Raw genomic sequence first — 26,382 nt, forward strand, 5'->3', positions numbered from 1 at the left:
AGACCAAGCACATGGACAAAGTGATCCCCGGATACGACATCGACGGCGAGATTGGCGAAGGCGCCATGGCCACCGTCTACCTCGCCACCCAGCGCTCGCTGGAGCGCAAGGTGGCCTTGAAGGTCATGGCGGCGGCGCTGGCTGCCGACCCGACCTTCTGCGAGCGCTTCCTGCGTGAAGGCCGCACACTGGCGCGCTTGTCGCACCCGCACACGGTGACCATCCACGACATCGGCAATGTCGGCGAGCTGTACTACATGGCCATGGAGTACCTGCCCAACGGTACGCTCAAGGAGCGTATCGCCGCCGGGGTCACGCCGGAGCAGGGCCTGCTGTACATCCGCCAGATCGCTTCGGCGCTGGGTTATGCCCATGCCCAGGGCCTGGTGCACCGGGATGTGAAACCGGCCAACATTCTTTTTCGCGCTGACGGCACTGCGGTGCTGTCGGACTTCGGCATCGCCAAGTCGCTGGATGACCGCACCCAGTTCACCCAGGCCGGGTTTGCCGTCGGCACTCCCAGCTACATGAGCCCGGAGCAGGCGCGCGGCCAGGAAATCGACGGCCGCGCCGACCTCTATGCCCTGGGCGTGGTGTTTTACGAGATGCTGGTTGGCAAACTGCCCTACAGCGGCAACGACGCGCTGTCGACGGCCTTGGCGCATTTGACCGAGCCGTTGCCGGAGCTGCCGATCGAGCACGGCCGCTATCAGGACATTCTCCGTGGCCTGCTGGCCAAGGACCCGGCCGAGCGCTTTGCCGATGCCGAGACCTTGCTGGCGGCGCTCGACCGGCTACCCGTGCAAGACACCGAAAGCACCCTGATCCAGCCGCTGCCGATTGCAGCGCCGGTGCCACCCCTAGCCGTAGAGCCAGCACCGCCAGCGCCGCAACCAGAACCGGTCACCAAGGCCTCGCCACCTGCAGCTGCGCGCAAGCGCCCGACACCGGCCTTGCTCGCCATCGCCGTTGCTGCCGCGCTGGGCCTGGGCGGGATTGGCTACTGGGCCATCAGTGGCGACGAACAGGTAGTGGAGGCGCAGCCGGTACAAGCCCGCGAGCCAATAGCGTCCACCGTTGCAACCGCGAGCAACGACAGTGACCGGCCATTGCTGATGGCCGGCAAGAAAACCCTGTTCCAGCGCGTGCTGAGCCGGCCGGGCGCGCAGGTCGTCAAGCAGCCGGGCGCCACGCCCAGCGATACCTTGCCGGCCTTTACCGTGCTCTATGTCTACCAGCGCCAGGACGTCAACGGCAGCCCCTGGCTTGAGGTCGGCACCGCCAGTGACGGTCGTCGCGACGGCTGGTTGCCGGCCTCCCAGGTCAGCGACTGGAAGCAGAGCCTGGTATTGAAGTTCACCGAACGCTCGGGGCGTGCGCCGGTGATGTTCCTGCGCCAGGCCGATGAGCTTGAGCGTTTGCTTGGCGACACTTCGGCCGCCCGTGCCGAGCTGCTCAAGGCGCAGAACAACCCCGACGAAGTGCCGCAAGTGATGGCCCTGGAACCCAGCGCCAGCGCCGTGCCCCAAGAGCAGTTCTACCTGATGCCGATCTTCGAGGCGCGCGAGAGCTTCGACGAAAACGGCCAGCCGCTGCAGCTGCTCAATGTCGCCTCCATCGACCCGGGCAACAGCGCACCCGCCGGCGAAGCGAAAGCCGCCGGCATGGCCACCTCAGGCGACGCCTTCCGTACCGCCGTGGTGCTGGTGGTGGATACCTCGGTATCGATGCAACCTTATATCGATCAGGTCCGCCAGGTGGTGCACGAGCTGCACGGGCAGATTTCGCGCCGTGGCGAGCTGGACAACGTCAGCTTCGGCCTGGTCGGCTTTCGCAACAACACCACGCGCACGCCTGCCCTGGAGTACCTGACCAAGACCCTGGTAACACTCGATGAAGGCCGCGATCCCGAGCGTTTTTTGAAGCTGGCCGAGCAGGTGAAAGCCACCAACGTCTCCAGCCATTCGTTCAACGAAGACGCTTTTGCCGGGATCATGCAGGCGGTCGACGGCATGGACTGGTCCGGCTACGGCGGGCGCCTGATCCTGCTGGTCAGTGACGCCGGCTCCCTGCGCAAGAACGACCGCTACAGCAGCACCCAGATGAACGAAGCCGAAGTGCGCCAGGCGGCCTTGAGCAAGCAGATCAAGATCTACGCCCTGCACCTGCGCACCGAGGCCGGCAAGAAGAACCACGCCTACGCCGAGCAGCAGTATCGGGTGCTTACGGCCGATGCCAACCCGCAGATCGGCGACCTGTATGTATCGGTCCCCGGTGGCGATGTGCACAAGTTTGGCGAGCGGGTGCGCGAGATCGGTTCGACCTTCGCCGATCTGGTCCACCAGGTGCGCAGCAACACCGCGCAACCGGCGCCGCTGCTGGCGGCTTCGCCGAGCATCGCCGACAAATCCGCCGCCATCGGCTATGCCATGCACATGGATTTTCTTGGCCGCAAGAGCGCCAGCCAGGCCCCGCAACTGGTCAGCGCCTGGACCTCAGATCGCGACCTGACCAACCCGGCGCTGCCGACCCTGCAGGTCTGCGTGATGCTCACCAAGCTGCAACTCAACGACCTGCAGCAGTCGCTGAAGCTGATCGTCGATGCCGCGCGCAAGACCCGCACTTCGCCCAAGGATTTCTTCCAGGAAATCGCTAGCGCCAGTGCCTACATGAGCCGCGACCCGGCCGCCCTGCGCAAGGGCGCCAACCTCGCCGAAGGCGGTGTGCTGGGCGAATACCTGGAGGGCCTGCCGTACCGCAGCAAGTCCCTGAGCATGACCCAGGACCTGTGGTTGTCGCTCAGCGTTGGCGAACAGGAAGACTTCATCGACGAGCTCGATTCGAAGATCCGCCTGTACGAAACCTTCCACAACGACATGGCCAACTGGGTGCGCTTCGGCAATGCCGAGCCCGGTGACGCCTTGTACCGTGTGCCGTTGTCGACGCTGCCATGATGATCAACCTGCACGCGCTGCGCAAAACCCGCGGCCTCGGCAACCAGCGCTACAGCCTGGAGATCGAGCGCCTGGAACTGCGCGCCGGTCAGCAGCTGGCGCTGGTCGGCCCCAGTGGCTGCGGCAAGAGCACCTTGCTCGACCTGCTGGCCTTGGTGCTGCAGCCCGATCAGGCCGAGCGCTTTGTGTTCAGCACCGACTCGCACACCTACGACGTTCAGCAGCTGTGGCGTGAACAACGCCAGGAGCACCTGGCGCACCTGCGCCGCCGGCATCTGGGCTATGTGCTGCAAGCGGGGGGCTTGCTCGGCTTTCTCGATGTGCGCAGCAACATCGCCCTGCCGCGCCGGGTGCTTGGCCTGGGCAATGACGGCAGCGTGCAGCGCCTGGCCGAACAACTGGAGATTGACGATCAGCTCGACAAGCAGCCAGGCGCCTTGTCGGTCGGCCAGCGCCAGCGGGTCAGCTGCGCCCGTGCCCTGGCGCACAACCCTGATTTGCTCCTGGCCGATGAGCCGACCGCGGCCCTGGACCCGCTCAATGCCCAACGGGTAATGCAACTGCTGCTGCGCCAGGCGCAAGCACGGCAGGTGACCTGCCTGGTCGCCACCCACGACGAGGCGCTGGCCCGTGATGCCGGCTTGCAGGTGTTGCGCATGGTCTGCCGCCGCGATGCCGACGGTGGTGTCACCGCCACGTTGGAGGGCCAGCCGTAATGCGCCCGATGCTGATCGCAAGCCTGGCCTGGCGCGACTACCGCAACGATGCGCGCCTGTCCGTTTGCAGCGTGCTGGCCCTGGTGGCGGTGATTGCGCCGTTGCTGGTGCTGTTCGGTCTGAAATTCGGCCTGGTCAGCAGCCTTACCGAGCGTTTGCAGCGCGACCCGGCCGTGCGGGAAGTCATCCCCTTGGGTGGCGGTCGTTTCAGTGCCGACTTCGTCGCTGAACTGGCGGCGCGTAACGACGTCGCCTTCGCCTTGCCGCGTACCCGGCAGATTGCCGCGACCGCCGACCTGGTGCTGGCTGCGCGCAAGGTCGTGGTCAATGTCGAGATGATCCCCACGGCGCTTAACGATCCGTTGCTGCAAGGGCTGGCCGTCCCCGGTACGGTCGACCAGATCGTCCTCAGCCGTACGGCGGCAGAAAAGCTTGGCGCGAAGGCGGGTGATCAGCTCGATGCTTCGTTCAGCCGCCAGCTTGCCGGGCAGATCCAGGCCCAGCGCACCACCTTGAAGGTCGTGGCTGTGCTGCCGCTGGAAGCCTTCGAGCGCGATGCCTTGTTTGCACCGCTGGCGCTGCTGGAAGCCGCCGAAGACTACCGTGATGGTCGCGCCGTGCCCGCTTTCGGCTGGGAAGGTGAGCGCCATACCGGTGAGGTGCAACGGGTTTATCCGGCCTTCCGGCTGTACGCGCGCAACCTCACCGATGTCGAGCCGCTGCGGCGCTTTTTTGCCGATCGCCAGTTGCTGGTCTCGACCCAGGCCCCGGCGATTGCCCAGGTGCAGTCGCTGAGCCGCAACCTGACCCTGGTGTTCTGGATCATTGCCGCGCTGGCGGTTGCTGGCGCGTTTGCGGCGATCTGCGCCGGCGCCCTGGCGGCGGTCGAGCGCAAGCGCCGCGAGCTGTCGGTGTTGCGCCTGCTCGGTTTCAGCACCGCTGCCTTGCTTGCATTTGTCGTGCTGCAGGCGTTGTACAGCGGGGTGTTTGCCGCTGTCATCGGCGCGGCGCTGTACGCCCTGGCCGAAAGTGGCCTCAACCAGTTGTTCATGCAGATGCCCGGCGAGTACGCCAGCCATCTGCTCCCGTCGCATTACCTCGTTGCCTTGCTCGCTGTGCTGCTGGCCAGCGCGGCCGCTGCCGCCCTGGGGGGCTGGCGCGTGGCGCGAATAGACGCTTGTGAAGGAATTCGAGATGTTTGACCGCCGCTTACCCGTCCTGGCGCTGATCGTCGCCGCCCTGAGCCTGGTGTCCTGCGCCCAGGCCGAGGACGACAGCAAGCCTGCCAGCAATAAACTGGACAATCCCAAGCCACTGGCCGACGACATCAGCCTGCCGCTGCCGTGCGACGGCGAGATGGTCTTCCGCCACGTCTACGTGCTGGCCCAGGGCAGCCTGGACGACCGTGAGGTGAACCTTGGCTACCCCTTCAGCGAAGGCGAAGCGGGCTACAAGCAGTCGTTCATTTCCGGCTATCGCCGTGACTTTATCAACGGCCAGTTCAGCCTCCAGGACCTGTCTGCCGACTGGAAAAAACGCATTAGCCCGAGTCTGCCGAGGACCGACGCCGGCAGCCCGCTGAAGCCGATGATGTACTTCATCGGCAAGTACGAAGTCACCGCCCGCCAGTACGCTCAGGTGATGGCCCAGGCCCAGTCGCTGGCCAGCGGCGAACCGGCGCCGGCCTGTGAAGCACCGAGTGGCATGGCCGGGCGTTTGCCCAAGGTCAAACTGTCGCGCTTTGAGGCCGAGCGTTTTTCCGCGGTGTACAGCGCCTGGTTGATGAAGAACCATCGTGACCTGCTGCCGGTCAGTGGCCGTGGCAACAAGGCCGAAGACGGCGGTGTAGGCTTTGTGCGCCTGCCCACCGAAGTGGAGTGGGAGTTCGCTGCCCGTGGCGGCTCCGCCGTCAGCCGCCAGGAGCTGGAAGGGCGGCTGTTCCCGCGCCGCCTCGAGGGCAGCGAAAGCGACGGCCCGCTGGCCGACTGGGCGGTGTTCAACCAGGTCGCCGGCGGCACCGGCCAGGCCGCGCGCCTGACCCCGATCGGCACCAAGCTGCCCAACCCGCTGGGTATGTTCGACGTACTCGGCAACGCCGCAGAGATGGTCCAGGAATCGTTCCAGCTGGTGCACGCCGGGCGGCGCCAGGGCGCTTATGGCGGGTTTGTGGTCAAGGGCGGTAACTACCTTGAAGGCGAGGGCACGCTGTTTACCGGCATGCGCCGCGAGTACCCGCTGTTCGGCGGCGATGGTACCGAGCAAAGCAACGAGACCACAGGTTTTCGTGTCGCCATCGGCGCGCTGTCGGCGCCGCGTTCGCGTTATGAGGAACTGTTCGAACAATGGCAGAAAGAGGGCCGCCTGGCCGCGCTGACCGACGCCATCGACGACGCCCAGGACCCGACCAAGCGCCTGGACAGCATCATCGCCGCCAGCGTCGACCCGCGCCTGCAAGCCGAGCTTGGCCTGGTCAACGAAGAGCTCAAGCGCAACGTCTCGCTGATCGCCCAGCAGCGCGAAGAAGCCGCCGGCAACCTGATCCAGTCGGCGGCGCTGGTGGCCGAAACCATCAATAACTACAACATCCGCCTGACCAACCTGCAGAAAACCCAGCAGCAGGCCAAGGCTTCTGGTGACGAGACCAGCGCCAAGCTGTTTGCCGCTGCCATCAACAACGGCCGCAGCGCCCTCGACGGCGCCGTGGCGATCTACATCGACAACCTTGCCACTGGCACGCGCTACACCGACGCGGTGATCCAGGCGCAGTTCCAGCGGGTCAAGGAAGAGCTCAATCGCAAGCCGGTGCTGGGCAAGAGCCTGCTCAGCCGCGCGACCCTGTTCGTCCGTCATGTCGGGGACTATCGCCAGCAACGGCGCGCCGACCCGGCGACGATTTTGAAAGAACTGCTCGCATCAGCCGCCCCGCAACCTTGAGCGGCTGTCGAGCGAGCATCGGAGTGACCGGGGCGACATGAGGTTGTCCCGGGCGTGTTTAAACAAAGAGAGAACCTGACCATGCTTTCAACTCGCAAGCCCTTCTTCACTGCTTCCAACGGCCGGGCCGCGCTGCTGCTGGCGGCCGGTTTCAGCACCGTCCTGCTGACTGGCTGCGCCAGCTCGCCGGCGTCCAAGGTCGGTGCGACGACCAAGGTCGAGTACTACCCGAGCTGCTACGAGCCGGTGCAGCACCTGCGCGCCACCGATTCGGACATGACCAAGTCGGTCGCCACCGGTGCCCTGATCGGAGCCGTCGGCGGCGCGCTGACCGGCGCCCTGACCGGCAACTCCGACAACCGTGGCCGCAATGCTGCCATCGGTGCTGCCGGTGGTGCTCTGGTCGGCGGTGCAGCCGGTTACTACACCGAGCGCCAGAAGCAGATCAGCGACGACAACCAGCGCATCGGCTCCTACGCCACCGACATCAACAAAAGCGCGGCCGACATGGACCGCAGCACCGCTTACGCCAAAGCCTCCCAGGCGTGCTACCAGCGTGAGTTCGCCAACCTGATGGATGGCCGCAAGAGCAACAAGATCAGCGATGGCGAAGGCCGCAAGCGCCTGGCGGAAATCATCGCCGGCCTGCAGGAGTCGAACAACCTGATCACCGCGGTCAACGGCCGTCTGGGTGAGAACCTCAACAACTACACCCAGGCTTACGAGCAAGACCTCAAGCAGGTCGGCGTACCGCGCAACGATGTGGTGATCGTCGCCGAAGCCCAGGCGCCGGTGCTGGCCACCGGTAACGCCAAGAAGACCAATACCGGCAAGACCAAGACCCCGCCACCGGCGAAGAAAAAGCTGCCAGAGGTACCGAAGGAAGCCGTCGCCACCGAGAAGACCCTGCAGGACGCCAACGCCAAGAAGGCTGAAAGCCAGAAGGTTGCCAGCGCCGGCCAGAGCCAGGTCAACAACATGTGCAAGAACCCGGACATGGGTGACTGGGCACCGGTGCCTTGCCCTAACGTGTAAGGCTTGAGCCACAGCGCCGCCCGGCTCGGTGCCATAAGGCCGGGCGACCTGTGCGCCGTTTCAAGGAAGACCGTTCATGAGTGAGTTACTCAACCGACTGGATAACAATCCGTCGCAATTTTTCGCAAGGCAGCGCATCGAAAGCAGCATCAACCTGCCGAAACTCTTTGCCGCCATCGATGCCGATCCGGGCATTGTCGGTGCTGGGGTGGTGTATATCGATGCGGATTACAACGTGGTGACGCTGCGTGAGTTTCAGCCGATATGCAGTGTGCTACCCAAGCGGGTGATTTTGCGTGAGGCGAAGAAGTATCTGGCGCCTGCGCAGTTCATCGAAGAGCTCAAGACCAGTCCGCGTGAGTCGCGAGTGGTTAAAGAAGCACTGAACGCAACGCTTTCCTGTACCGGGGCAGTTCTGGGATGGATCGTAGTGTTTAGCGGCACAGTTGCGGTGCCGTTCACTGCCGGCACCAGCCTGGTGCTCACTACAATGGGCGCCGCAGCTGCAGCGGCCAGTACCACCCAGTGTATTTTCGGCGGGTACAGAACTTTCAACGAAGTGGTGAACCCTGCGGATAACGATGAGCTGGACTCTTACGAGTGGTACCAGAACATGTCGTCAGCACTGGATGCTGTGTCGTTGATGGGGGTAGGGGCCTCTGGGCTTACGACCTTCAAATATCTGCAAGTGCGCAAAGCGGCTACCGGAAGCAGTTGGTCTGAGCTTTCCAGAAAACTGAGCCGTCAGCAGCGCAAAGCGCTGACCGATGAATTGCTTTCGCTCAAGCATCCTTCGCTGACAGCCAAGCAACTACGGCTCAAACAGAGTACTGGTCAACTTCCCAAGCGCCACACACCGACCGAGTTCAAGCATGCAACCCGAACCCTGATCAAAGACTCCCTGGGTGCGGGTGCCGGGTTTGTGGGCAGCAGCAGGGTGCAGACGATCGCAGTAGGGCTGTATGAGGAGTTCAAGCCATGAAGCAGCCACCGAGCTTGAAAGTGTTTCTGGCAAAGTACTTTCCAGCCTTCATCGTTGCCTTCTTCATGGTGTGCTTCTCGGCTTCCTGTACCGTGGCGCTTGCCTCCAATACCTATTTCAAAGGTATTGAAGATCGAGTGTTCAAAACCTCGATGGTTCTGCTGGCGCTTTCTGTGGTGGTCTTTGTGAGCCATTTTCTGATGGTACGGGGTCGTGCTTGGGCGGTCTGGGTCGTTGTCGGTTTGTTCGTGGCTTGCCTGGTGACCGTGCTGCCCAGTTACGGATACCGGCCACATATGTTTGTCTATAGCACCGGCCTGCTATTCCCGCTCATCGGCTTATTAATTCTGAACAGCAAACTGCACAGGGAAATGCGTGCCTATCTGGCGGAGATGCGAAAGGAGCGTGTCAAGCAACGGGACGAAGCTCGGGCAATCAAGGAACGTCGTTGAAAGGGAAATCCCGAATGCTCCACCTCCATGACGTACCAGGGTTTCTTCGCCGTTACTTTGCGACTTTCATCTGCGCATTCTTATTGGCCTGCTTTTCCTGCGCGTTGACAGCGATAGTCGTGGTCGAAGGCCGTTTTTCCACTGTGAGAGAGCAGGCTAACTACACCGTAATACTGGTTATGACCGCGTCCTTGGTGCTTAGTATCGGCAATATGCTTGTTGTCCGTGGGCGCCCCTGGGGTGTCTGGGTGGTTGTTGCATTGTTGCTGGTTAATCTGTTGGCGTTGCTCGTTAGCTATGGGCCGCGCTCTAGCAATCTGCTGTTTCTGATTATCACGGTTCTGTCCCTTTCTGGGCTCTATCTGCTTAACAGCCAACGCCAGCGAGAAATGCGCAGTCGTCTGGTGGCGATCCGCAAATCGCGTATTAATTTGCTCAAAGCCATGCATGCCGGCAATCGGCAAAACCATTGACCCTGGTTAATATTTGCTCAATCGCCACCCCCTAAACTGAGGACTCTGCACCCTCAAAGGGGGACATGGCATGACCATTATCGTCACCGGCGCCGCCGGTTTTATCGGTAGCAACCTGGTTCAGGCCCTCAACCAACGCGGCGAAACCGAGATCATCGTGGTCGATGACTTGAGCGATGGCGACAAGTTTCGAAACCTGGCTGACAGCGAAATCGCCGACTACCTGGACAAGGACGACTTTCTTCAGCGCTTTGGCCGCGGCCAGTTTGGCAAGGTGCGCGCCGTGCTGCACCAAGGCGCTTGCTCGAGCACCGTCGAAGGCGACGGGCGCTTGATGATGGACAACAACTACCGCTACAGCCGCGACCTGCTCGACGCCGCTCAAGGCCTGCAGGTGCCGCTGCTGTATGCCTCGTCGGCGGCGGTGTATGGCGCCGGGCGCGACTTTCGCGAACAGCGCGAGTGCGAGCGGCCATTGAACGTATATGGCTACTCGAAATTCCTCTTCGACCAGCGCGTGCGCCGGCAACTGCCCCAGGCGCGCAGCCAGATCGTCGGCCTGCGTTACTTCAACGTCTACGGCCCCCACGAGCAGCACAAGGGCGCCATGGCCTCGGTGGCCCTGCACTGCTTCAACCAGTACCAGGCCAACGGCAAGGTCAGCCTGTTCGGCAGCTATGGCGACTATCCCAGCGGCGGCCACCTGCGCGATTTCGTGGCGGTCGAGGATGTGGTCAAGGTCAACCTGTTCTTCCTCGACCGGCCGCAGCTGAGCGGCCTCTTCAACGTCGGCAGCGGCCGCGCCCAGCCTTTCAATGACGTGGCCTTGGCAGTGATCAACCGCCTGCGCGAGCAGCAGGACCAGCCGCCGCTGTCGCTGGAGATGGCCCTGCTGGAGGGCATTCTTGAATACAGCGAATTTCCCGAGCACCTGCGCGGCAAGTACCAGTGCTACACCTGCGCCGACCTTGAGCGCTTGCGCAGCGTTGGCTATGAGCAGCCAACGCTGACGGTGGAGCAGGGTGTGGCGCGTTACTGCGACTGGTTGCAGCGCACGCCGTAGTCAGTGCTGGCGCAAGGTCTTCAGGTCGCCCTTGCCCGAGGTCTCGCGCAGGTACTCCTGCAGTGAGTCATCTAGCGCGTTGAGCCAGCGGGTATGGTGCGGCACGGCAGCGGTACCGGTGATCACCGAGCGGTAGGACTTGTCGCGGTAACCCATGATGTCTTGCTTTTTGTCCGACTTCCATTTGAGGAAAATCCGGTTCACTGCGTCGATATCGAAGCTCGGGTAATCGGTCTGCTCGATCAGGTGCTTGATATAGCGGCCCTGGAACTCGTACATCGAGGCGGTCGACTCCAGCGCCAGTTCCTCGGCCCGCCACTGTGCGCTGTCGGCAGCCATTGCCGCCGGCTGCGGCAGCTTGATGCGCCCGAGCATGTAGTCGCGGGCAAACCAGGCCTGAGCGTCGAACAGGTTGAAGCTGTACCAGAGGTCTTGCATGCCGAGGTAGATCAGCTGCGGGTTGTGCTCCCAGACAACCCCTTGGTACAGCCCGGCAGGCCACAGGCGGTTGCTGGTCTTGAGCGTCAGCTCGTCGGGCAGGAACGGGAAGTGATGCTGGTAGCCGGTGCAGAGGATGATGGCATCTACGCGCTTGCTCGAACCGTCGGCAAAGAACGCCATCTCGCCCTCGACCCGCAGCAACTGCGGGCGCTCTTCCCAGCCTTTGGGCCATTTGTAGCCCATGGGCTGGGTGCGGTAGGCACTGGTGATCGAGCGCGCACCGTACTTGAAGCATTGCGAGCCGATGTCTTCGGCCGAATAGCTGCTGCCGACAATCAGCACATCCTTGCCCTTGAACTCCACCGCCTCACGGAAATCATGAGCGTGAAGGATGCGCCCGGAGAAGCGCTCGAAGCCGTCGAATTCCGGCACATGCGGGGTAGAAAAATGCCCGCTGGCGACCACCACGAAGTCGAACACCTGCTCGATGCCCTGGCCGGTGCCGTAGTCATAGGCACTGACGGTAAAGGTGCGGCTGGCCTGATCAAAGCGTACCGCCTTGACGGCGGTATTGAAGCGAATGTAATCCCGCACACCGGCCTTTTTTACCCGGCCCTGGATGTAATCCCAGAGCACCTCGCGCGGTGGATAAGACGAAATCGGCCGCCCGAAATGTTCATCAAAGCTGTAGTCGGCGAACTCCAGGCATTCCTTCGGCCCGTTTGACCACAGGTAGCGGTACATACTGCCGTGCACCGGCTCGCCATGCTCGTCCAGGCCGGTGCGCCAGGTGTAGTTCCACATCCCGCCCCAGTCGGCCTGTTTCTCGAAGCACACCACCTCGGGCATCTCGGCACCCTGGGCATGAGCGGATTGAAAGGCACGTAACTGCGCCAGGCCGGACGGGCCTGCGCCGATAATGGCAACACGAATAGTCATAAGATTTCCTGACAGAAAACACTGAAAAAAATGCAAAGCATCTCCAGCCCTGAACGGCAGAACCGAGGGCGAGGGGAAGCGGAAACTTCAGGTGTCAGCTGGCAGGTGGAGGGACAGGGCGCTTGCGCTTGTGCGCGAGCAAAACGTCGCGAGGTGGAATCGACAAGGTGTGGAACAGCGTCGAGAGGTGGGAGCTGGTCAGCGAAGGGCTAGCGACAGCGTTGGGCCCGTAAGGCTTGCCGAACAGCGCGGCAAACGGGCCTGAAGGGCGAAAGATACGTGTGGTCTCGTACATGGCGGGCTGATTCTGCCTCTTTTTGGTTATGGATGCCTTTTTAGCTATAACGGATGGGGGAGAGGATTACAAGGTGGGGGCTTGGCAGAATCTCATACTCGACCGCTGACGGACTTGCGCTTCACCCTCGCGCAGTGGTTCTGATTTGCATTGCAAGGCGCAGTGCACGTCGGATGTCTGCATTAATATCATCGCTATCTTCCAGGCCAACAGAGATTCGCACCAAGCCGTCCGGCACGCCTATTTTTTCCAGGTCGGTGCTGCCCTCCCTGCTAAAACTACCGTAGTGATAACATAAGGACTCAATATTGCCGAAGGTTGTACCTATTCGGATAAGCTGCAGATGACGAACAAAGCTTGTAGCCGTTTCTCGCGATGGAAAAACAATGGCGATAAGGCCTGTATGCAATGACGGAGAAATTCCGTTGGTTTGCGCACTTTTAGTCGACCAGACTGCACGCCACTCCAGCTTCGGAAACTCCTCGCGCAGCATGGCGATCACCGCATGTGCATTATCGGTATGTTTTTTTAATCGCAGTGGCAGTGTCCTTAGTCCTCGTATAGTGAGCCAGGCCGAGAACGGATCTACTATGAGCCCTGCACTGTCCCTGTGATACTTCAATGCCTTGAACAGGTCCGGTTCATTGGTACTGAGCATGCCGCCCATCACATCGCCGTGACCGTTGATGTGTTTGGTGATGGAATATAATGTTACTGCAGCCCCCAGGGAAAGTGGCTTTTGGCAGGCAGGTGTAAGAAAGGTGTTATCAACAACAAGAAGAATGCCACGCTTGTTGCAAAGCTCTGCCAAGTCAGGAATGTTGATATCTAAAAATGCTGGGTTGGTGGGGGCTTCGATAAAGATCATTTTCGTGTTGGCTTGGATCGCGCACTCAAATGTCGCCGCTTGGTATTTGTCGATAAGCGACATTTCAATCCCGCGATGGTTGACTTCATAATTAAGCTGCTCAATGATTTCGTAAAATACACTGTGGGGCACGATGACATGATCGCCTGCGCTCAACAGGGCGCGAAAAGCAAGCAGGCAGGCGGTCATTCCGCTATTGACCGCGAGGCTATAGGAGCAGTGTTCAATGGCTCGAAATTTCGCTTCTAAAATTGAAACGGTAGGATTTGCATAACGTTGGTAGGCAAAATTCTCCTGCTCTGCATTGCCTAGCATCTCTCTGCCTTCTTCAATTGAATTCAGGAGTGTTGCAGAGTTACAAATGAGCGCTGGAACTGGAAACTGACTCAGGCCATTCTCATGTTGCCCTAAATGGATCGCCTGGGTAGCGATACCTAAAGAAGGAGAAAGAAAATAGTCACGGCATGGTAGTTCGCGTGGGCACTTTTTTTCTGCTGGGCTCATGAAAGGCCTGGTTCCGAAAGGTAATGAGAGACGCTTTGACGGCAATGGTTACGTCAGAGGGGCGTATGACGAGATTTAAAGCTCGTTTGACAATGACCAGGCCGTCATGGCCACGACGGCTTTGCTGTTTACTCGTATTGATAGCAGGGGACAACTTTTCCGCCCAGTGAGACAATCGAAAATCTTTCCATTTTTGGCATGACCGCACAGGCCAGGCTAACCTGGTTGGGGCTGGAATGTAGTTCTTTTATCCAAAGGGGATGATTGGCTTTAAAACACTCATTTTTAAATGGGACAAGTGTAGCGCCAGTGGAATTTTTTCCGGGTCTTGAGGCATCGGGTAAGGTACTGTTTTGGCACGCTGGGTAGCCCCAAACGCCATGCGTAAGCAGCGCAGCAACTTTGGTTTTTTGGCCAGGTTGTTTTTTGAACTGGTCCACTCTTGTGTGACGTGCTGCACACCTTCAGCGACTTTGTATTGCTGCACCAGCTCCTTGATCGCACGTGCTGCGGCATGGCTCGGGTAAAGTGAACAGCCGCCACCAACGACATGAATATCAGCGATCGTCTTCTCCGGGCAGTAGGCAATAAAAACGGGATAGTCTATTTGACTAGAGGCGTCAAATACCTCGATTGAAGCACCTATGGCAGTTTCTGCATCACGCAAGGTGTTTAACAGATACTCTGGCATTGAATCCTCAACAATCTTTCTTATCGGCTCTTTTGAATCATAGAAGAAATGTTGAGCAATAAAGCGCCCAATGCCATGGCGCTCTATGACCTCGCTCGCGGCATGAATTGCCGCTTCCGTAAATCCCACACCCGCTGCCACACCGGTGCCACAGGAGTATCGGCGCGCAGCGCTATAGTCGGTATCATCACCGGGAAGCAACTCGTTGGCATACTGATGGTTGATCAGAAATGACGGATAGAGTAACTCAACGCCTGCGGATGCTTCATGCGCCTCGAAGGAAAGTACAGCCATCTGTGATGCGCCGGCGTGGCGAAGCATTTGCATCGGCAGTATGTTTTGCAAGGACGGTTGAGAAACAACCGAATCAAAACAATGCAGTGCGCTATGCTTTCGTAGCTGAAAGGGGCCCATGTAATGCTCATAAGCCTCGAACTTCGCACCCACACGAGCCTCTGCTTCATAGCCTTTGCCACAACCGACACATTCTATGCCGCTACTGTCATAGGGGAGGTGAAGGGTGGCAACAGTGCTGGACAGCGGACTACCGTAACGACGTAGGGTTAAATGAATTCCTTCGCTGGAAAAGTGCTGATCGATTGCGCTTTCTGCATCGTCCAGCGATAACGTACGCTCTGGGGCAATTGTTTTCATAGTCAGGAAGTTTCCATATAAGCCAAAAAATGAGGCGAAAAAATCGCCTCATTCATTTTCGTTACTCAGCCAGTATGGAGAGCTCTTCCGGGGTGAAATCTTCTTCTGCTTTGACAGATTCTACTTCGTCGTCAGTGGGTTGGTCGACTTTGAATTCGTTGATATACATGCAACACCACATACCCATGGGGATATCCTTTTTTATTTGATTTAAGTGTGCACTTTTTAACAGGTGCAATGAGAGATTAGTTCGTATGGCTTTGGCTGCACATAGGAAGAATCCCGATTCTATGAGTGATTATGTTTTTTTGAGGGTGCTATTTATTTCTGCACTACTCAGAAATAAGACTCTGGCTTGGGGCATCGGCGTTGACACCAGATCGGGCCAAGTTCTTAGGGGGTAGGTGCAGTGGCGAATGTGACAAACTGGGTTGATCAGCGGAGGTGATCAAGCGCACAGCGGTTGCGATTTAGACGCCGCCTTCAGCAGCTCATTGCGGGCAAGCCTGCTCCCAACCGGCGGGTGTGCCCACGCAAACAAAAAAGGCCCACCTTGCGGTGAGCCTTTTTTTACTGTGTATGGTGCCGGCACCAGGAATCGAACCCGGGACCTACTGATTACAAGTCAGTTGCTCTACCATCTGAGCTATACCGGCACAGGGGCGTCATTATAGCGATCAGTTTGCGTCTGTAAACCACTTCTGCAACATTCCTCGCGATACCCGGTTTCAGCGGGCATCGCGGGGTGTTTTGTTACCAGCCGCGGTGCATTGTGGTGGCGCTGGGTTCGGCTTTGGTGGGGTCGAATATCAGCGGTTTGTAGCGGCAATCATGCTTTTTACAGTGCTCTCGGCAGCCGTGCTTTTTCTTGCAGCTGTAGGCCGGGCCGGTGTAGCCCTTGTCGCCGTATATCTGCATCTGCGGGATTTCCCAGCCAGACATCGGGGTGTAGTCGCCGCTGGTGCAGCCGCTCAGGTAGAGCGCGCACGCCAGCAGGAGGAAGGATCTGATAATGGCCACAGGCAATTCCGTTTGGTCGAAGTGTCAGTGTTTGTGTGTGTCGAGGTAGTGCTGGATGGCGTGGCGGTCTCTGCTGAAGTCCGGCCCGGGGAAGCTCTGGTTGCCGTACATCTGCATGGGCGGCACTTGCCAGTCGGACCGGGGTGGCGGGACTTGCCAGTCGGACATGAAGGCGCAGCCGCTGAGGTAAAACGCGAACGCAAGCAGGGCGATGGATCTGATGATATCCACAGTCAATTCCGTTTATTCGAGGCGTCAGTCTTTGTTGAGGATGCGCTGGATGGTGCCGCCGCAAGATTGGTAGCAGCTGTCGTAGTCGCTGCCGCACGAGTAGCTGGAGCCGCTGTTGAACGGGTAGCTGGGGTAGTAGCAGCTTTTGCGCGCTTCTTTTTTGCTCTTGCCGGCCTGGCACAGCTGGTAGTTTCTGTAGTTGGCCTGGTACAGGGCGTGGTCGCTGTTTTCCTGCAGGCGCGCCATCTGTTTGCAGTGGTTGCGTTCCATCGAGCAGGAGTTGATGCAGTTCATGCCCGCCATGCTGGGCGGTGGGGAGTATCTATAGGTATAGCTGGGGCCGCAGCCGCCGAGCAGGCCGACGGCCAGCACTAGCGCAGCGCGCCATTTGAGTGAATTGCTCACGAGTTGCCAGTTCCTTGTTCATTCCTCGCTGAACTCCAGCAGGTCACCTGGCTGGCAGTTCAACGCGCGACAGAGCTTCTCGAGGGTTTCCATCTTGAAACCCTTGATCTTGCCGTTTTTCAGCAACGACAGGTTCGCCTCCGTAATACCGATAATCTCGGCCAGATCCTTGGAGCGGATCTTGTTCTTGGCCATGACTACATCGAGTCGAATAATTATCGGCATAGGGGCAGGCTAGACATAACAGTTGTGTTCATCGCTGATGGTTTTGGCGTCACGCATGAGGAGTGAGAAGGCGCAGAGGAAAATGCCTTTCATGATCTCGTAAACCGCCTGGGATGATACACCGATCGATACGCTGAAGCTTCTCTCGCCTTTGGGCAGGTCGATGGAGAACGCCAGGCCCTGCAAGGTGCCGATCATCGGCCAGACCATCGGCAAGCCGATGCACAGCAAGCCCACCCACCAGAGCATCTTGATGTTTTGCGTCGTCCAGGTTTCACCCCGGGACAGGCGCAGGAAGAACAAGCCGGTCAGGTACAAGGCAAAGGCCGAGAGGCTGGCGGGGATCAGTTCCAGGCCGATCACCAGGCCCAGGGCCAGGTACGAAGGCTGGTAATCCGGGGCCAGCAGCAGCGGCATGTTTTCACCGAAGCTTTGCAGGTAGGCGCCTTGCACCTGGGCTTTTTCGAACACCCACAATAGTACGTTGCCGCCGAACTCGACGATCCCTGTACCCCAGGCGAGTACCGCGGCGAATGCACCGATCACTCGCAGACGCGATCTCGCGTAAGCCACTGTCTTACTGTTCATGGTTTCCCTCCGTGCTAGTTGAGCGGGGTGCATTATTTGTGAAAAATTATCGTATTACAATAATTAATTGTGATTTTGCCGAAGGTGCGGCGTTTTGACACGAGGGTGAGGTGGGATCTTACGGGGGATCGCGGGGCAAGCCCGCTCCTACAGGGTGGGAGCGGGCTTGCCCCGCGATGCCTTTATCAGGCCGGGTAATATAATTTACGAACCTTTCTGCAACCTTTAAGGGCTTTCACCTAAATACGGACTGAAAGACGCGAAAATTAATTAGTCATTTTCTATCGATTTGACTTTAGCGATGCCTTGAGCTAATTTGTTGTTCATTATGTTGAACACTAAAGCGTTTCCGCTCCTCACCTCCCGCCTGGTTTCCCGTGAACGTCACTGGACCGGCGACCTCTAGCGCCTCCCCCGACAAACAGCCTTTTTCTTCTCTTTGTCTGTAGCCGTCAGCGCGATTTCGCTCGGTTTGTGTCGCCCGTGGGAGGGCATCATGCGTTCCTGGATCTATCTGTTTATCGCCATCACCGCCGAGGTGGTCGGCACCGCGTCGATGAAATTCGCCGCCAGTCATTTCCCCATTCTTGGTCACGGGTTGATGTACCTGATGATCGGCCTGTCGTACTTTTTCCTGGCACTGGCGGTAAAACGCGTACCGGTGGGCGTGGCCTACGCCCTGTGGGAAGGCATCGGCATCGTGTTGATCACCCTGATCAGCGTCACCTGGCTGGGCGAGAGCCTGGGCCTGCTCAAAGCCGCCGGCCTGGGCGTGATGATCGCCGGTATCCTGCTGATCAAGTCGGGTACCCGCGCCGCACCTGCCCCGCGCAATATGGAGGCCCTGCCATGCTGAGCATGAACTGGATTCCCTTCGCCTGGCTGGGCCTGGCGATCGTGCTGGAAGTGATCGCCAACCTGCTGCTCAAGTATTCCGACGGTTTTAAAAAGCGCGGCCTGGGCATTGCTTCGATTCTCTGTGTGCTGGCCGCCTTTACCGCACTAGCCCAGGCTGTGCGAGATATCGAACTGTCGCTGGCTTACGCCATCTGGGGTGGCTTCGGCATCCTCGCCACCGTGGCCATGGGTTGGGCACTGTTCGGTCAGCGCCTGGTAGGCCGCGGCTGGTTGGGCCTGGCGCTGTTGCTGGTGGGCATGAGCCTGCTGAAACTGGCCTGATTCAACCTGCTTAGTGCTATTCGCGCGAAGGCTTATGCACAAGCCGCATGCCAAACAGGTGCGCATTGCATCGGAGCAACGCCCGCCGTTGGTCTTTGCGCAAATGGCTGTTTTTGCTGGCGATTAATCAGTGAACAAAAAATGACCAGCCTGTGAAAGCGCTTGGATCCACGAATTTGCTGGGGTTCGGCGCAAGGTTGCGCACAGACTTATCCACAGGCTGAGCGCCGTTACCGGCGTTCGGCCAACAGCAGCAGGTTGCGCGGGGTGAGAGGCTGTTCGCAAAACACCCCGAGCTGTACCTGGTAGGACTGTTCCTCCAGGAACAGTGCGCGATCCAGCACCAGCCATAATTCCAGCGGGCGGCGGAACAGATTGCGCAGCAATTCCAGGTTGCGCACCTGGGCCAGGCGCTGCCAGCCGGCCGCTTCCAATGCTGGCCAATCAGGCTCGGCACCTGGCTGCAATTCCTTGAGTTCGGCAAGGCCCCGGCAGTAGTCGGCGAACGGCTTGTGCAGCCAACTGACCGGCAGCGAAGGCGTCGGCAGGTACTCATCTACCCCACGCAACTGCCGTTGCCACAGATCGAAACCCAGGCGCCTGGCCATGGACTCGTCACGCTGGCGGCGTACCCGCGCACCTGCGGTAACGGTTTCGCTGAGCGGCAAGCCAAGATCATCAATCGACAACTGCAGGCCAGATGCCTTGGCGGCTGTGGATAACGGCTGGTACTGCGGCGCCTGGATGCGGTTGTAGCAGCACGGCGCGATGGCCAGTTGGCGGCAACCCTTGAGGCTTGCCAGTTGCATCAGGCGTACATGCAGGTCGCCACAGGCGTGCAGGGCCACTGCGGTGTGCTCGGCGCTCAGTTGCTGGGCGGCGCTATCGGCCAGTACATCCTGCAGGCGGTGCTCGGCGGGCAGTTGGTGATGCTGGCTGAGGGCGCTGCCGGCTTCGACCAGCGCCGGGTCGTATTCCAGGCAGGTCAGTTGCTGACTATGAGGCTGCAGCAAGCGCCGGCCCAGATGACCTTTGCCGGCGCACCAGTCCAGCCAGTGCCGTGGGCTGTGGATAAAACCCAGGTGGCTGGCGAAGGCTTCGATCTGCTGCCATTTGCGCCCCGGCACGTCGACATTCAGGCGAGGGCCAGCAGGGGGCAGGGCAACGGTGGATAACTCGCCGATGGCAGACAGCGCTGCCGCCCGGCGTGCCAGCTGAGGAAAAGGCGCCGGTGCAGCGAGTTGCTCGGGGTGATTGTGCGCCGCTTCCGCCTCGCTCAACGAGCGCTGGCGCAACCAGTCGGCCAGGGCGCGGTATTCGGTTTCCCACGGCAGTTGCAACTGGGTGAAAGGCCGTGGCCGCCACAGCGCCTGATGCTCGCGCAGAAAGTCGTCCAGCGCCTGGAAGCGGCTGAGCAGTTGGTCGGCGCAGAGGGGGAGGGCAGTGGTCATGAGCGGATACGAAAACGGGGCTGAGATCAGCCCCGTTATACAGGTTTATCGACCCTGGCAGGCGTCGACGCGCAGCCAGCGTTCCAGCTGCTTGAAGGCTTGCACCAGCAAGAAGGAGATCAGCAGGTAGAACAGTCCCGCCGCGAAGAAGATCTCCACCGGCAGGTAGGTCCGGGCGATGATCGTCCGTGCCATGCCGGTCAGCTCCAGCAGGGTAACGGTACTCGCCAGGGCACTGGCCTTGAGCATCAGGATCACTTCGTTGCTGTAGGCCGGCAGGCCGATGCGGGCGGCACGCGGCAGCATGATGTAGAGCATTGCCTTGGCCCGGGACATGCCCAGGGCCCGCGCCGCTTCGATCTCGCCACGGGGGATGGCCTGCAGCGCGCCACGCAGGATTTCTGCGATGTAGGCGGCAGTGTGCAGGGTCATGGTCAGCACCGTGCACCAGAACGGATCGCGCAGGTACGGCCACAAGGCGCTGTTGCGCACGGCATCGAACTGGGCCAGCCCGTAATACACCAAAAACAGCTGCACCAGCAGCGGCGTACCGCGGAAGAAGAAAATGTAGCCGTAAGGCAGGGCCCGTACGTACCAGAGCCGCGAAGAGCGGGCGATACCCAGTGGAATGGCGAGGATCAGCCCGGCGATGACCGCGATGGCGACCAGCTCGAGCGTCAGCGTGGCGCCCTGGGCCAGGCGTGGCAGCCACTTGATGATGACTTCCCAGTTCATTGGTTGGCCCTCGCGAAGCCGCGACCGGCGCGTTTTTCCATGAAGTGCATGCCGGTCATGGCCAGGACGGTAAGGCCCAGGTAAATGATGGCGGCGACCATGTAGAAGGTGAAGGGTTGCTTGCTCACGGTCACGGCGATTTGCGAATGACGCATGATTTCTTCCAGGCCGATTACCGAGACCAGCGCGGTGTCTTTCATCAGGATCATGAACAGATTGCCCAGCCCCGGCAGGGCGATGCGCCACATTTGCGGCAGCACCAGCCTGGAGAAGATCCGCCCCTTGGACAGACCGAGCGCCAGGCCGGCTTCACGGTGGCCCTTGGGGATCGCCAGCAGCGCACCACGGAACACTTCCGTGGCATAGGCGCCGAAGCACAGGCCCAGGGCAATCACGCCTGCGGCAAAGGCATTGAGCTCAAGGCCGGGAATATTCAGAAGCTCGCCCAGCCGGTTCATCAGGCTGACGGTGCCAAAGTAGATCAACAGCACCCAGAGCAGTTCCGGCACGCCGCGAACCAGTGTGGAGTAGAAACCACCCAGCCATTGCAGGGGTTTGTAGGGTGAGGTCTTGGCCAGGGCGCCAAGCAGTCCCAGTACCAGCCCCAGGAGCAGGGCCGACAATGCGAGTTTGACGGTCATCAGCGTCCCGGCCATCAGGGCCGGACCGAATCCGTAAAGATCAATATTCATGGGCAGGTTTGTTCAAGGGACCGGCATTGCCTGCAGGGCAATGCCGGTCGGGGCGAATCAATAGATGCTGAACGGGAAGTACTTGTTGTTGATCTTCTCGTAGGTGCCGTCGGCAACGATTTCTTTCAGGGCGGCGTTGAGCTTGTTGCGCAGTTCGTTGTCACCTTTGCGCACAGCGATACCAACCTTGTCGCTTTCGTTCACCGGATCGCCTTTGAACTCGTAGTTTTTACCGGCGTCGGACTTGAGCCAGTCGTAGTTGGCGTATTTGTCAGCCAGCAGGGCGTCGACGCGGCCCGAGGTCAGGTCCAGGTAGGCGTTTTCCTGGGTGTCGTACAGGCTGACCTTGAACTTGTTGTCCATGCCGCCGTTATCGTCCAGCCAGATAGCTGCCTGGGTGGCGCGTTGAGTGCCGAGGGTCTTGCCTTCGAGCGACTTGGGATCAGTCTTGAAGTCGACGTTTTTCGGGGCGATGAACTGCTGCTTGTTCGAGTAGTACGGGTCGGTGAAGTCCACCGCCTGCTTGCGCTCGTCGGTGATCGACAGCGAGGAGATGATGAAGTCGGACTTCTTCGCGTTCAGGGCGGGAATGATGCCGTCCCAGTCAGAAACCACCACTTCACACTCGACCTTCATCTTCGCGCACAGGGCGTCGCCGATGTCTTTGTCGAAACCGACGACCTGGCCACTGGCGTCCTTGTTGTTGAACGGCGGGTAGGCCGCCTCGATGCCCATCTTCAGTTTCTCGGCAGCCATGGCATTGGCCGAGAACACCAGCGTGGCGGCAGCGGCCAGGAGGAATTTCTTATAGGTCTGCATGCGTGTTGCTCCGTTAGCGGTTGCTGGACATGAATTGTTTACAACGCGCCGAGGTCGGGTTTTCGAAAACCTGCTGCGGCGTTCCTTGCTCTTCGACCAGCCCCTGGTGCAGGAAGACGACTTCGCTGGACACCTGGCGGGCAAAGCCCATTTCGTGGGTAACCAGTAGCATGGTACGGCCTTCTTCGGCGAGGGCACGGATAACGTTGAGCACTTCCTGGACCATTTCCGGGTCCAGGGCCGAGGTCGGCTCGTCGAACAGGATAACCTTGGGCTTCATTGCCAGGGTGCGGGCAATGGCCGCACGCTGTTGCTGGCCACCGGACAGCTCGGCCGGGTAGCTGTGACGCTTGTTGTGGATGCCAACCTTGTTCAGCAGCGCTTCGGCATGCTCGGTGGCCTCGGCCTTGCTCTGGCCGAGCACCCGGCGCGGCGCCTCGATGATGTTGTCGAGGATGCTCATGTGCGGCCACAGGTTGAAATTCTGGAAGACAAAGCCGATCTCGCTGCGCAGGCGATTGATCTGCTTGTTGTCGGCGGCCACCAGTTCACCGTTTTTTGCCGCCTTGAGCCGCAGCTCTTCGCCGGCCACCAGGATCTGGCCCTGGTGCGGGTTTTCCAGCAGGTTGATGCAGCGCAGCAGAGTGGACTTGCCGGAGCCGGAGGATCCCAGGATCGAGATCACGTCGCCATCACGCGCGGTCAGCGAAATTCCCTTGAGGATTTCCTGGTCGCCGTAGCGTTTGTGCAGGTTGCGGATTTCCAGCGCGGGCGTGGCCTCAGCCATGTGCGGTCCTCATGTGTTCTGGTGCGCTCCTGCTGTTAGCGGCCTTCCTGGCGAGGCGCCAAGCTAGCATAGCGGTCCGAAGACAGCCAATAACGTCGGGAGAGGCAATCGGTTGGTGGGAGGGCGGGTGTCGCATCGCTGCAGTGGACTGTCGCGCAGATGTCCGCCTACCCTCGTTTCCAGGGCCGGAGCCTTGATGAAAAAAGGCGCGATGTTGCCAGTTTTGGCCGTTTCTGGGAAGTCGTTTCTGACCTTGTGCACAGGTTCGGGCCTTTATCTACGGCTTTGGTTGTACCTTTGGGTTGTACCTTTTTGGTCGTAGGAAGTGCATGAGGTGTTACCGGTGACGAAGTGTGGTGCACCCGGGGCATTTGTAAGTGGGTATTTCAGTAATTGGTCTATTCCGTCGGTTTTTCAGGGTCTTTCGGTCAAGTCTTGGCCGAAAGACCTGTAAGCCTTGTTAAGCGGGGCTGTGAAAATTTTCGAACGAACGGTCATCGGCCTGGCGCGGTAATTGCGTTATCGATCGGCAACAGGATGTAGCACTCTTTTTGAAGAGCGCGACTCGAGTAGCAGGATCAAAACGCCATTTCTCGCAAAGGTAGTTTTATGAGCGGTACGCACAATTCCAATGACCTCGCTCAGGGGCTCAAGCAGCGGCATGTGACCATGCTGTCGATTGCCGGTGTCATCGGCGCCGGGCTGTTCGTCGGCTCCGGCCACGCCATCGCCGAAGCCGGCCCTGCGGTCTTGCTGGCCTATGCCGCGGCCGGGACCCTGGTGGTGCTGGTGATGCGCATGCTGGCCGAAATGGCCGTTGCCTCGCCGGATACCGGTTCGTTTTCGACGTATGCCGACAAAGCCATCGGCCACTGGGCCGGTTTTACTATCGGCTGGCTGTACTGGTGGTTCTGGGTTCTGGTGATTCCGCTGGAGGCCAACGCCGCCGCAACCATTCTGCATGCCTGGTTCCCCGATATCGGCATCTGGGTGTTTACCCTGGTGATCACCTTGCTGCTGACCGCGACCAACCTGTTCAGTGTGAAGAACTACGGTGAATTCGAGTTCTGGTTCGCGTTGCACAAGGTAGTGGCGATCATTGGCTTCATCATCCTTGGTGTGGCTGCGATTTTCGGCCTGCTGCCCAACAGCCAGGTCAGCGGCGTCAGCCACCTGTTCGACACCCAGGGCTTCATGCCCAACGGCATGGGCGCGGTGCTGGCGGCGATGCTGACCACCATGTTCTCGTTCATGGGGACTGAAATCGTCACCATCGCTGCCGCCGAGTCGAAAGACCCGGGCAAGCAGATCACCAAGGCCACCAACTCGGTGATCTGGCGGATCTTCCTGTTCTACCTGGTGTCGATCTTTGTGGTCGTGGCCCTGGTGCCGTGGACCAACAGTGACCTGGCCGAAGTCGGTTCGTACCAGACCGTGCTCAACCTGATGGGCATCCCCAACGCCAAGCTGATCGTCGACATCGTTGTGCTGATCGCCGTGACCAGTTGCCTGAACTCGGCGCTGTACACCTCCTCGCGCATGCTCTTCTCCCTGAGCAAGCGTGGCGATGCGCCGGCCATGGCCCAGCGCACCACCTCCAGCGGCACACCGTACGTGGCGGTGGTGCTGTCGACTGCGGCGGCGTTCCTCACCGTGATCGCCAACTACCTGGCACCTGCCCAGGTATTCGAGTTCCTGCTGGCGAGCTCCGGCGCCATTGCCTTGCTGGTGTACCTGGTGATCGCCGTGTCGCAACTGCGCATGCGTCGTCAGCGTATGCAGCGCGGCGAGAAGATCGCCTTCAAGATGTGGCTGTTCCCGGGCCTGACCTGGGCGACCATTGCCTTCATCGTCGGCATCCTGACGGTGATGCTGATCCGTCCGGACCATCGTATTGAAATCGTCGCGACCGGCTTGTTGTCGATTGCCGTGGTCGCCGCCGGCTTGCTGGTGGCGCGCAAGCGCAAGGCCGAGGCGGCCGGGCGGGCGGTGCTGAACAACTGATGTGATGCGGATGCAATGACAAAGGCCGCGATCTGTGAGGATCGCGGCCTTTTTGTTTTGGCCGTGGCGGGCTCATCGCGGCTCACGCGGTGGGCTTTACCAGTGCTCAGGTCGCTCACTGCGCTGATGCAGAAATCGCAATACCTGGACCCGTCCGTCGAGCAAGCGGTACGGGGCAATAAAGGGGATGTGGGCGAGCACCAGCTCACGCACATCCGGCACTGGCGAGGGGCGGCCTGCACCTGGGAAGTGTTCGAGTATTTCCAGGCTGCTCAATATGCCCTGAACCATTGCAAAGGCCGTTTTGCTGCCTGCCTTGAGCTGATGGTGCTCGAAAATCGAATCCAGGTCGCTTTCAGCCTTCGCCGTCAGTGCAATCATCTTCGCGTTTCACCCACTTTGCCTTGACCTCAGAGAGGTCGGTCAGGTTGCCAGTGTCGGCATCGCTGATGCCGGCAGCAATCGCCTGCACGTGCCATGACTCGGCTTCGACATAGCGCAGCAAAGCGCGCTTGAGGTGATATTGGCGATCTCGATCGGTGGCGGCTGCCAGTTGATCGAGCTTTTCGGCGAGGGATGCTTCGACGCGAAACGACAGAACCGGGGAAGCCATGTCTACGCTCCTGACTTTGTATACGTTGTAAACGGTCAACAAAGGTTAGGTGGCGTCGAGGCGATGGTCAATCGGCCAGGGACCTGTGGTCGATGTAGGATTTTTCTTTGAGAGGATCTGGCCCCCGAGGAATCAGGAGCCAGGCAAGCTGTCAGCCAAACTTCTTCTGCTGCTTGGCCACCGCCTCGGACGCGCTGATGTAGGCTTCCTGGAACTCGTCGCTCTCGAGCCAGGCCATGGTTGTGGCTTCGTCGGCGCCGTCCAGCCACTTGCGGTAGGCAGTGAAGACCATGACGATGTAGTCGGTGGCGTGTTCTTCCTTGTGGCCCTTGAGCACCAGGGTCAGCAGCGGGTCGACCAGGAACACCGAAATCAGCGCGACCAGGCCGGTTTCCTGGGCTTGCTTCATTTTTTCGAACAGGGCGGTATAGCTGCCCGATTCCATGGCCTTGTTGAAGACCTGCTCGACGCTGGCGCTGGAGCTTTCGCCCGAGCTCTTGACCGCTTGGCCGCTACGCACCATGCGGTTTTCGCGGGCCTTGTTGGCGGCGCGCTTGGCGCGTTTCTGTTGTTTGCTGCTGGAGGCCATCGGTGAACCCTTGTGCTGAGCCGGATAAATTCTGCGTATTGAA

At 59.9% G+C, this 26,382-nt stretch carries 28 protein-coding genes and 1 tRNA gene; 12 read left to right on the forward strand and 17 right to left on the reverse strand.

Going from position 1 to position 26,382, the window contains the following annotated elements:
• Window positions 1-11: 11 nt before the first annotated feature.
• From BLR26_RS04875 to rfaD, 9 genes are all read left to right on the forward strand, one after another.
• Complete coding sequence (locus BLR26_RS04875; protein WP_093387244.1) at window positions 12-2,954, forward strand: serine/threonine-protein kinase; 2,943 nt, start codon at window positions 12-14, stop codon at window positions 2,952-2,954.
• Window positions 2,954-3,670, forward strand: coding sequence for an ABC transporter ATP-binding protein (locus tag BLR26_RS04880; RefSeq protein WP_093387249.1), 717 nt, complete (start codon window positions 2,954-2,956; stop codon window positions 3,668-3,670). Before BLR26_RS04875 ends, BLR26_RS04880 begins: the two co-directional genes overlap by 1 nt.
• Window positions 3,670-4,872 (forward strand): FtsX-like permease family protein, encoded by a 1,203-nt coding sequence (locus BLR26_RS04885; protein ID WP_093378534.1) that lies wholly within the window; start codon window positions 3,670-3,672, stop codon window positions 4,870-4,872. Before BLR26_RS04880 ends, BLR26_RS04885 begins: the two co-directional genes overlap by 1 nt.
• Window positions 4,865-6,604 carry a formylglycine-generating enzyme family protein gene (locus BLR26_RS04890; RefSeq protein ID WP_093378537.1) on the forward strand — a complete coding sequence of 580 codons (1,740 nt, stop codon included), beginning with the start codon at window positions 4,865-4,867 and terminating at the stop codon, window positions 6,602-6,604. Before BLR26_RS04885 ends, BLR26_RS04890 begins: the two co-directional genes overlap by 8 nt.
• A gap of 81 nt (window positions 6,605-6,685) precedes the next feature.
• The gene (gene tagQ, locus BLR26_RS04895) at window positions 6,686-7,639 is read left to right on the forward strand and encodes a type VI secretion system-associated lipoprotein TagQ (RefSeq protein ID WP_093378542.1); all 954 of its coding nucleotides are present in this window, start codon (window positions 6,686-6,688) and stop codon (window positions 7,637-7,639) included.
• 76 nt (window positions 7,640-7,715) lie between these two features.
• Window positions 7,716-8,621: an Ssp4 family T6SS effector gene (locus BLR26_RS04900; protein ID WP_093378547.1), complete on the forward strand. Its 906-nt coding sequence runs from the start codon at window positions 7,716-7,718 to the stop codon at window positions 8,619-8,621.
• A complete protein-coding gene (locus BLR26_RS04905; RefSeq protein WP_093378552.1) occupies window positions 8,618-9,073 on the forward strand; it encodes a hypothetical protein in 456 nt (151 codons plus the stop codon). The genes BLR26_RS04900 and BLR26_RS04905 overlap by 4 nt, the downstream gene beginning before the upstream one ends.
• Before the next feature lie 14 nt (window positions 9,074-9,087).
• The gene (locus BLR26_RS04910; protein ID WP_093378557.1) at window positions 9,088-9,546 is read left to right on the forward strand and encodes a hypothetical protein; all 459 of its coding nucleotides are present in this window, start codon (window positions 9,088-9,090) and stop codon (window positions 9,544-9,546) included.
• Between the two features lie 70 nt (window positions 9,547-9,616).
• Entirely contained in the window at window positions 9,617-10,609 is a 993-nt protein-coding gene (gene rfaD, locus BLR26_RS04915; RefSeq protein ID WP_093378560.1) for an ADP-glyceromanno-heptose 6-epimerase, read from the forward strand.
• Here the strand turns inward: rfaD and BLR26_RS04920 are convergent, their stop codons facing one another.
• The 9 genes from BLR26_RS04920 to BLR26_RS04960 all read right to left on the reverse strand — a co-directional run bounded on the left by BLR26_RS04920 (window position 10,610) and on the right by BLR26_RS04960 (window position 17,470).
• Window positions 10,610-11,989: an NAD(P)-binding domain-containing protein gene (locus BLR26_RS04920; protein ID WP_093378563.1), complete on the reverse strand. Its 1,380-nt coding sequence runs from the start codon at window positions 11,987-11,989 to the stop codon at window positions 10,610-10,612.
• A gap of 416 nt (window positions 11,990-12,405) precedes the next feature.
• Complete coding sequence (locus tag BLR26_RS04925; RefSeq protein ID WP_093378566.1) at window positions 12,406-13,656, reverse strand: trans-sulfuration enzyme family protein; 1,251 nt, start codon at window positions 13,654-13,656, stop codon at window positions 12,406-12,408.
• A gap of 247 nt (window positions 13,657-13,903) precedes the next feature.
• Window positions 13,904-15,001, reverse strand: coding sequence for a YcaO-like family protein (locus tag BLR26_RS04930; protein ID WP_093378569.1), 1,098 nt, complete (start codon window positions 14,999-15,001; stop codon window positions 13,904-13,906).
• 580 nt (window positions 15,002-15,581) lie between these two features.
• A tRNA-Thr gene (locus BLR26_RS04935) sits at window positions 15,582-15,657 on the reverse strand.
• Window positions 15,658-15,754: 97 nt separating this feature from the next.
• Complete coding sequence (locus BLR26_RS04940) at window positions 15,755-16,021, reverse strand: hypothetical protein (RefSeq protein WP_093378572.1); 267 nt, start codon at window positions 16,019-16,021, stop codon at window positions 15,755-15,757.
• Window positions 16,022-16,045: 24 nt separating this feature from the next.
• On the reverse strand, window positions 16,046-16,252 hold the full coding sequence (locus BLR26_RS04945) for a hypothetical protein (protein WP_093378575.1): 207 nt from the start codon (window positions 16,250-16,252) through the stop codon (window positions 16,046-16,048).
• Between the two features lie 24 nt (window positions 16,253-16,276).
• The gene (locus BLR26_RS04950) at window positions 16,277-16,657 is read right to left on the reverse strand and encodes a hypothetical protein (RefSeq protein ID WP_093378578.1); all 381 of its coding nucleotides are present in this window, start codon (window positions 16,655-16,657) and stop codon (window positions 16,277-16,279) included.
• Between the two features lie 18 nt (window positions 16,658-16,675).
• Window positions 16,676-16,882 carry a helix-turn-helix domain-containing protein gene (locus BLR26_RS04955; RefSeq protein ID WP_010221299.1) on the reverse strand — a complete coding sequence of 69 codons (207 nt, stop codon included), beginning with the start codon at window positions 16,880-16,882 and terminating at the stop codon, window positions 16,676-16,678.
• A 9-nt stretch (window positions 16,883-16,891) separates the two neighbouring features.
• Window positions 16,892-17,470, reverse strand: a complete 579-nt coding sequence (locus BLR26_RS04960) for a hypothetical protein (RefSeq protein ID WP_093378581.1) — start codon at window positions 17,468-17,470, stop codon at window positions 16,892-16,894.
• Between the two features lie 496 nt (window positions 17,471-17,966).
• On the opposite strand from BLR26_RS04960, the gene BLR26_RS04965 reads away from it, so the two are divergent.
• Together BLR26_RS04965 and mdtI are read left to right on the forward strand one after the other, a co-directional pair.
• The gene (locus BLR26_RS04965) at window positions 17,967-18,326 is read left to right on the forward strand and encodes a multidrug/spermidine efflux SMR transporter subunit MdtJ (RefSeq protein WP_093378584.1); all 360 of its coding nucleotides are present in this window, start codon (window positions 17,967-17,969) and stop codon (window positions 18,324-18,326) included.
• Window positions 18,320-18,649 carry a multidrug/spermidine efflux SMR transporter subunit MdtI gene (mdtI, locus tag BLR26_RS04970; RefSeq protein WP_038998274.1) on the forward strand — a complete coding sequence of 110 codons (330 nt, stop codon included), beginning with the start codon at window positions 18,320-18,322 and terminating at the stop codon, window positions 18,647-18,649. The genes BLR26_RS04965 and mdtI overlap by 7 nt, the downstream gene beginning before the upstream one ends.
• A gap of 230 nt (window positions 18,650-18,879) precedes the next feature.
• Here mdtI and BLR26_RS04975 read toward each other — a convergent pair whose 3' ends face one another.
• Genes BLR26_RS04975 through BLR26_RS04995 form a run of 5 tightly spaced genes read right to left on the reverse strand, consistent with a single transcriptional unit; the run spans window position 18,880 to window position 23,133 of the window.
• Window positions 18,880-20,100, reverse strand: a complete 1,221-nt coding sequence (locus BLR26_RS04975; RefSeq protein ID WP_093378587.1) for a methyltransferase — start codon at window positions 20,098-20,100, stop codon at window positions 18,880-18,882.
• 45 nt (window positions 20,101-20,145) lie between these two features.
• Complete coding sequence (locus tag BLR26_RS04980; RefSeq protein ID WP_093378590.1) at window positions 20,146-20,835, reverse strand: ABC transporter permease; 690 nt, start codon at window positions 20,833-20,835, stop codon at window positions 20,146-20,148.
• Complete coding sequence (locus tag BLR26_RS04985; RefSeq protein WP_045202307.1) at window positions 20,832-21,527, reverse strand: ABC transporter permease; 696 nt, start codon at window positions 21,525-21,527, stop codon at window positions 20,832-20,834. The genes BLR26_RS04980 and BLR26_RS04985 overlap by 4 nt, the downstream gene beginning before the upstream one ends.
• A 57-nt stretch (window positions 21,528-21,584) precedes the next feature.
• A complete protein-coding gene (locus BLR26_RS04990) occupies window positions 21,585-22,346 on the reverse strand; it encodes an ABC transporter substrate-binding protein (protein ID WP_093378594.1) in 762 nt (253 codons plus the stop codon).
• A 13-nt stretch (window positions 22,347-22,359) separates the two neighbouring features.
• On the reverse strand, window positions 22,360-23,133 hold the full coding sequence (locus BLR26_RS04995) for an ABC transporter ATP-binding protein (protein ID WP_093378597.1): 774 nt from the start codon (window positions 23,131-23,133) through the stop codon (window positions 22,360-22,362).
• A gap of 609 nt (window positions 23,134-23,742) precedes the next feature.
• Between BLR26_RS04995 and gabP the strand changes: the two genes are divergently transcribed.
• Window positions 23,743-25,137 carry a GABA permease gene (gene gabP / locus BLR26_RS05000; protein WP_093378601.1) on the forward strand — a complete coding sequence of 465 codons (1,395 nt, stop codon included), beginning with the start codon at window positions 23,743-23,745 and terminating at the stop codon, window positions 25,135-25,137.
• Between the two features lie 96 nt (window positions 25,138-25,233).
• Here gabP and BLR26_RS05005 read toward each other — a convergent pair whose 3' ends face one another.
• The 3 genes from BLR26_RS05005 to BLR26_RS05015 all read right to left on the reverse strand — a co-directional run bounded on the left by BLR26_RS05005 (window position 25,234) and on the right by BLR26_RS05015 (window position 26,339).
• Window positions 25,234-25,518, reverse strand: a complete 285-nt coding sequence (locus BLR26_RS05005; protein ID WP_093378604.1) for a type II toxin-antitoxin system RelE/ParE family toxin — start codon at window positions 25,516-25,518, stop codon at window positions 25,234-25,236.
• Complete coding sequence (locus BLR26_RS05010) at window positions 25,493-25,750, reverse strand: CopG family ribbon-helix-helix protein (protein WP_045202358.1); 258 nt, start codon at window positions 25,748-25,750, stop codon at window positions 25,493-25,495. Before BLR26_RS05010 ends, BLR26_RS05005 begins: the two co-directional genes overlap by 26 nt.
• A gap of 151 nt (window positions 25,751-25,901) precedes the next feature.
• Complete coding sequence (locus tag BLR26_RS05015) at window positions 25,902-26,339, reverse strand: hypothetical protein (protein WP_045202356.1); 438 nt, start codon at window positions 26,337-26,339, stop codon at window positions 25,902-25,904.
• Between the last annotated feature and the right edge of the window lie 43 nt (window positions 26,340-26,382).

This window comes from Pseudomonas sp. UC 17F4, from assembly GCF_900101695.1.
Classification (GTDB): Bacteria; Pseudomonadota; Gammaproteobacteria; order Pseudomonadales; family Pseudomonadaceae; genus Aquipseudomonas.

Excerpts from the sequence above, each read along its gene's own strand:
- BLR26_RS04920 (WP_093378563.1), bottom strand. The coding sequence starts at position 11,989 with ATGACTATTCGTGTTGCCATTATCGGCGCAGGCCCGTCCGGCCTGGCG.
- BLR26_RS04995 (WP_093378597.1), bottom strand. The coding sequence starts at position 23,133 with ATGGCTGAGGCCACGCCCGCGCTGGAAATCCGCAACCTGCACAAACGC.
- BLR26_RS04975 (WP_093378587.1), bottom strand. The coding sequence starts at position 20,100 with ATGACCACTGCCCTCCCCCTCTGCGCCGACCAACTGCTCAGCCGCTTC.
- BLR26_RS04985 (WP_045202307.1), bottom strand. The coding sequence starts at position 21,527 with ATGAATATTGATCTTTACGGATTCGGTCCGGCCCTGATGGCCGGGACG.
- gabP (WP_093378601.1), top strand. The coding sequence starts at position 23,743 with ATGAGCGGTACGCACAATTCCAATGACCTCGCTCAGGGGCTCAAGCAG.
- BLR26_RS04905 (WP_093378552.1), top strand. The coding sequence starts at position 8,618 with ATGAAGCAGCCACCGAGCTTGAAAGTGTTTCTGGCAAAGTACTTTCCA.
- BLR26_RS05015 (WP_045202356.1), bottom strand. The coding sequence starts at position 26,339 with ATGGCCTCCAGCAGCAAACAACAGAAACGCGCCAAGCGCGCCGCCAAC.
- BLR26_RS04930 (WP_093378569.1), bottom strand. The coding sequence starts at position 15,001 with ATGAAAACAATTGCCCCAGAGCGTACGTTATCGCTGGACGATGCAGAA.
- BLR26_RS04885 (WP_093378534.1), top strand. The coding sequence starts at position 3,670 with ATGCGCCCGATGCTGATCGCAAGCCTGGCCTGGCGCGACTACCGCAAC.
- BLR26_RS05005 (WP_093378604.1), bottom strand. The coding sequence starts at position 25,518 with ATGATTGCACTGACGGCGAAGGCTGAAAGCGACCTGGATTCGATTTTC.
- BLR26_RS04955 (WP_010221299.1), bottom strand. The coding sequence starts at position 16,882 with ATGCCGATAATTATTCGACTCGATGTAGTCATGGCCAAGAACAAGATC.
- rfaD (WP_093378560.1), top strand. The coding sequence starts at position 9,617 with ATGACCATTATCGTCACCGGCGCCGCCGGTTTTATCGGTAGCAACCTG.
- BLR26_RS05010 (WP_045202358.1), bottom strand. The coding sequence starts at position 25,750 with ATGGCTTCCCCGGTTCTGTCGTTTCGCGTCGAAGCATCCCTCGCCGAA.
- BLR26_RS04890 (WP_093378537.1), top strand. The coding sequence starts at position 4,865 with ATGTTTGACCGCCGCTTACCCGTCCTGGCGCTGATCGTCGCCGCCCTG.
- BLR26_RS04910 (WP_093378557.1), top strand. The coding sequence starts at position 9,088 with ATGCTCCACCTCCATGACGTACCAGGGTTTCTTCGCCGTTACTTTGCG.
- mdtI (WP_038998274.1), top strand. The coding sequence starts at position 18,320 with ATGCTGAGCATGAACTGGATTCCCTTCGCCTGGCTGGGCCTGGCGATC.
- BLR26_RS04990 (WP_093378594.1), bottom strand. The coding sequence starts at position 22,346 with ATGCAGACCTATAAGAAATTCCTCCTGGCCGCTGCCGCCACGCTGGTG.
- BLR26_RS04960 (WP_093378581.1), bottom strand. The coding sequence starts at position 17,470 with ATGAACAGTAAGACAGTGGCTTACGCGAGATCGCGTCTGCGAGTGATC.
- BLR26_RS04875 (WP_093387244.1), top strand. The coding sequence starts at position 12 with ATGGACAAAGTGATCCCCGGATACGACATCGACGGCGAGATTGGCGAA.
- BLR26_RS04980 (WP_093378590.1), bottom strand. The coding sequence starts at position 20,835 with ATGAACTGGGAAGTCATCATCAAGTGGCTGCCACGCCTGGCCCAGGGC.
- BLR26_RS04880 (WP_093387249.1), top strand. The coding sequence starts at position 2,954 with ATGATCAACCTGCACGCGCTGCGCAAAACCCGCGGCCTCGGCAACCAG.
- tagQ (WP_093378542.1), top strand. The coding sequence starts at position 6,686 with ATGCTTTCAACTCGCAAGCCCTTCTTCACTGCTTCCAACGGCCGGGCC.
- BLR26_RS04965 (WP_093378584.1), top strand. The coding sequence starts at position 17,967 with ATGCGTTCCTGGATCTATCTGTTTATCGCCATCACCGCCGAGGTGGTC.
- BLR26_RS04925 (WP_093378566.1), bottom strand. The coding sequence starts at position 13,656 with ATGAGCCCAGCAGAAAAAAAGTGCCCACGCGAACTACCATGCCGTGAC.
- BLR26_RS04900 (WP_093378547.1), top strand. The coding sequence starts at position 7,716 with ATGAGTGAGTTACTCAACCGACTGGATAACAATCCGTCGCAATTTTTC.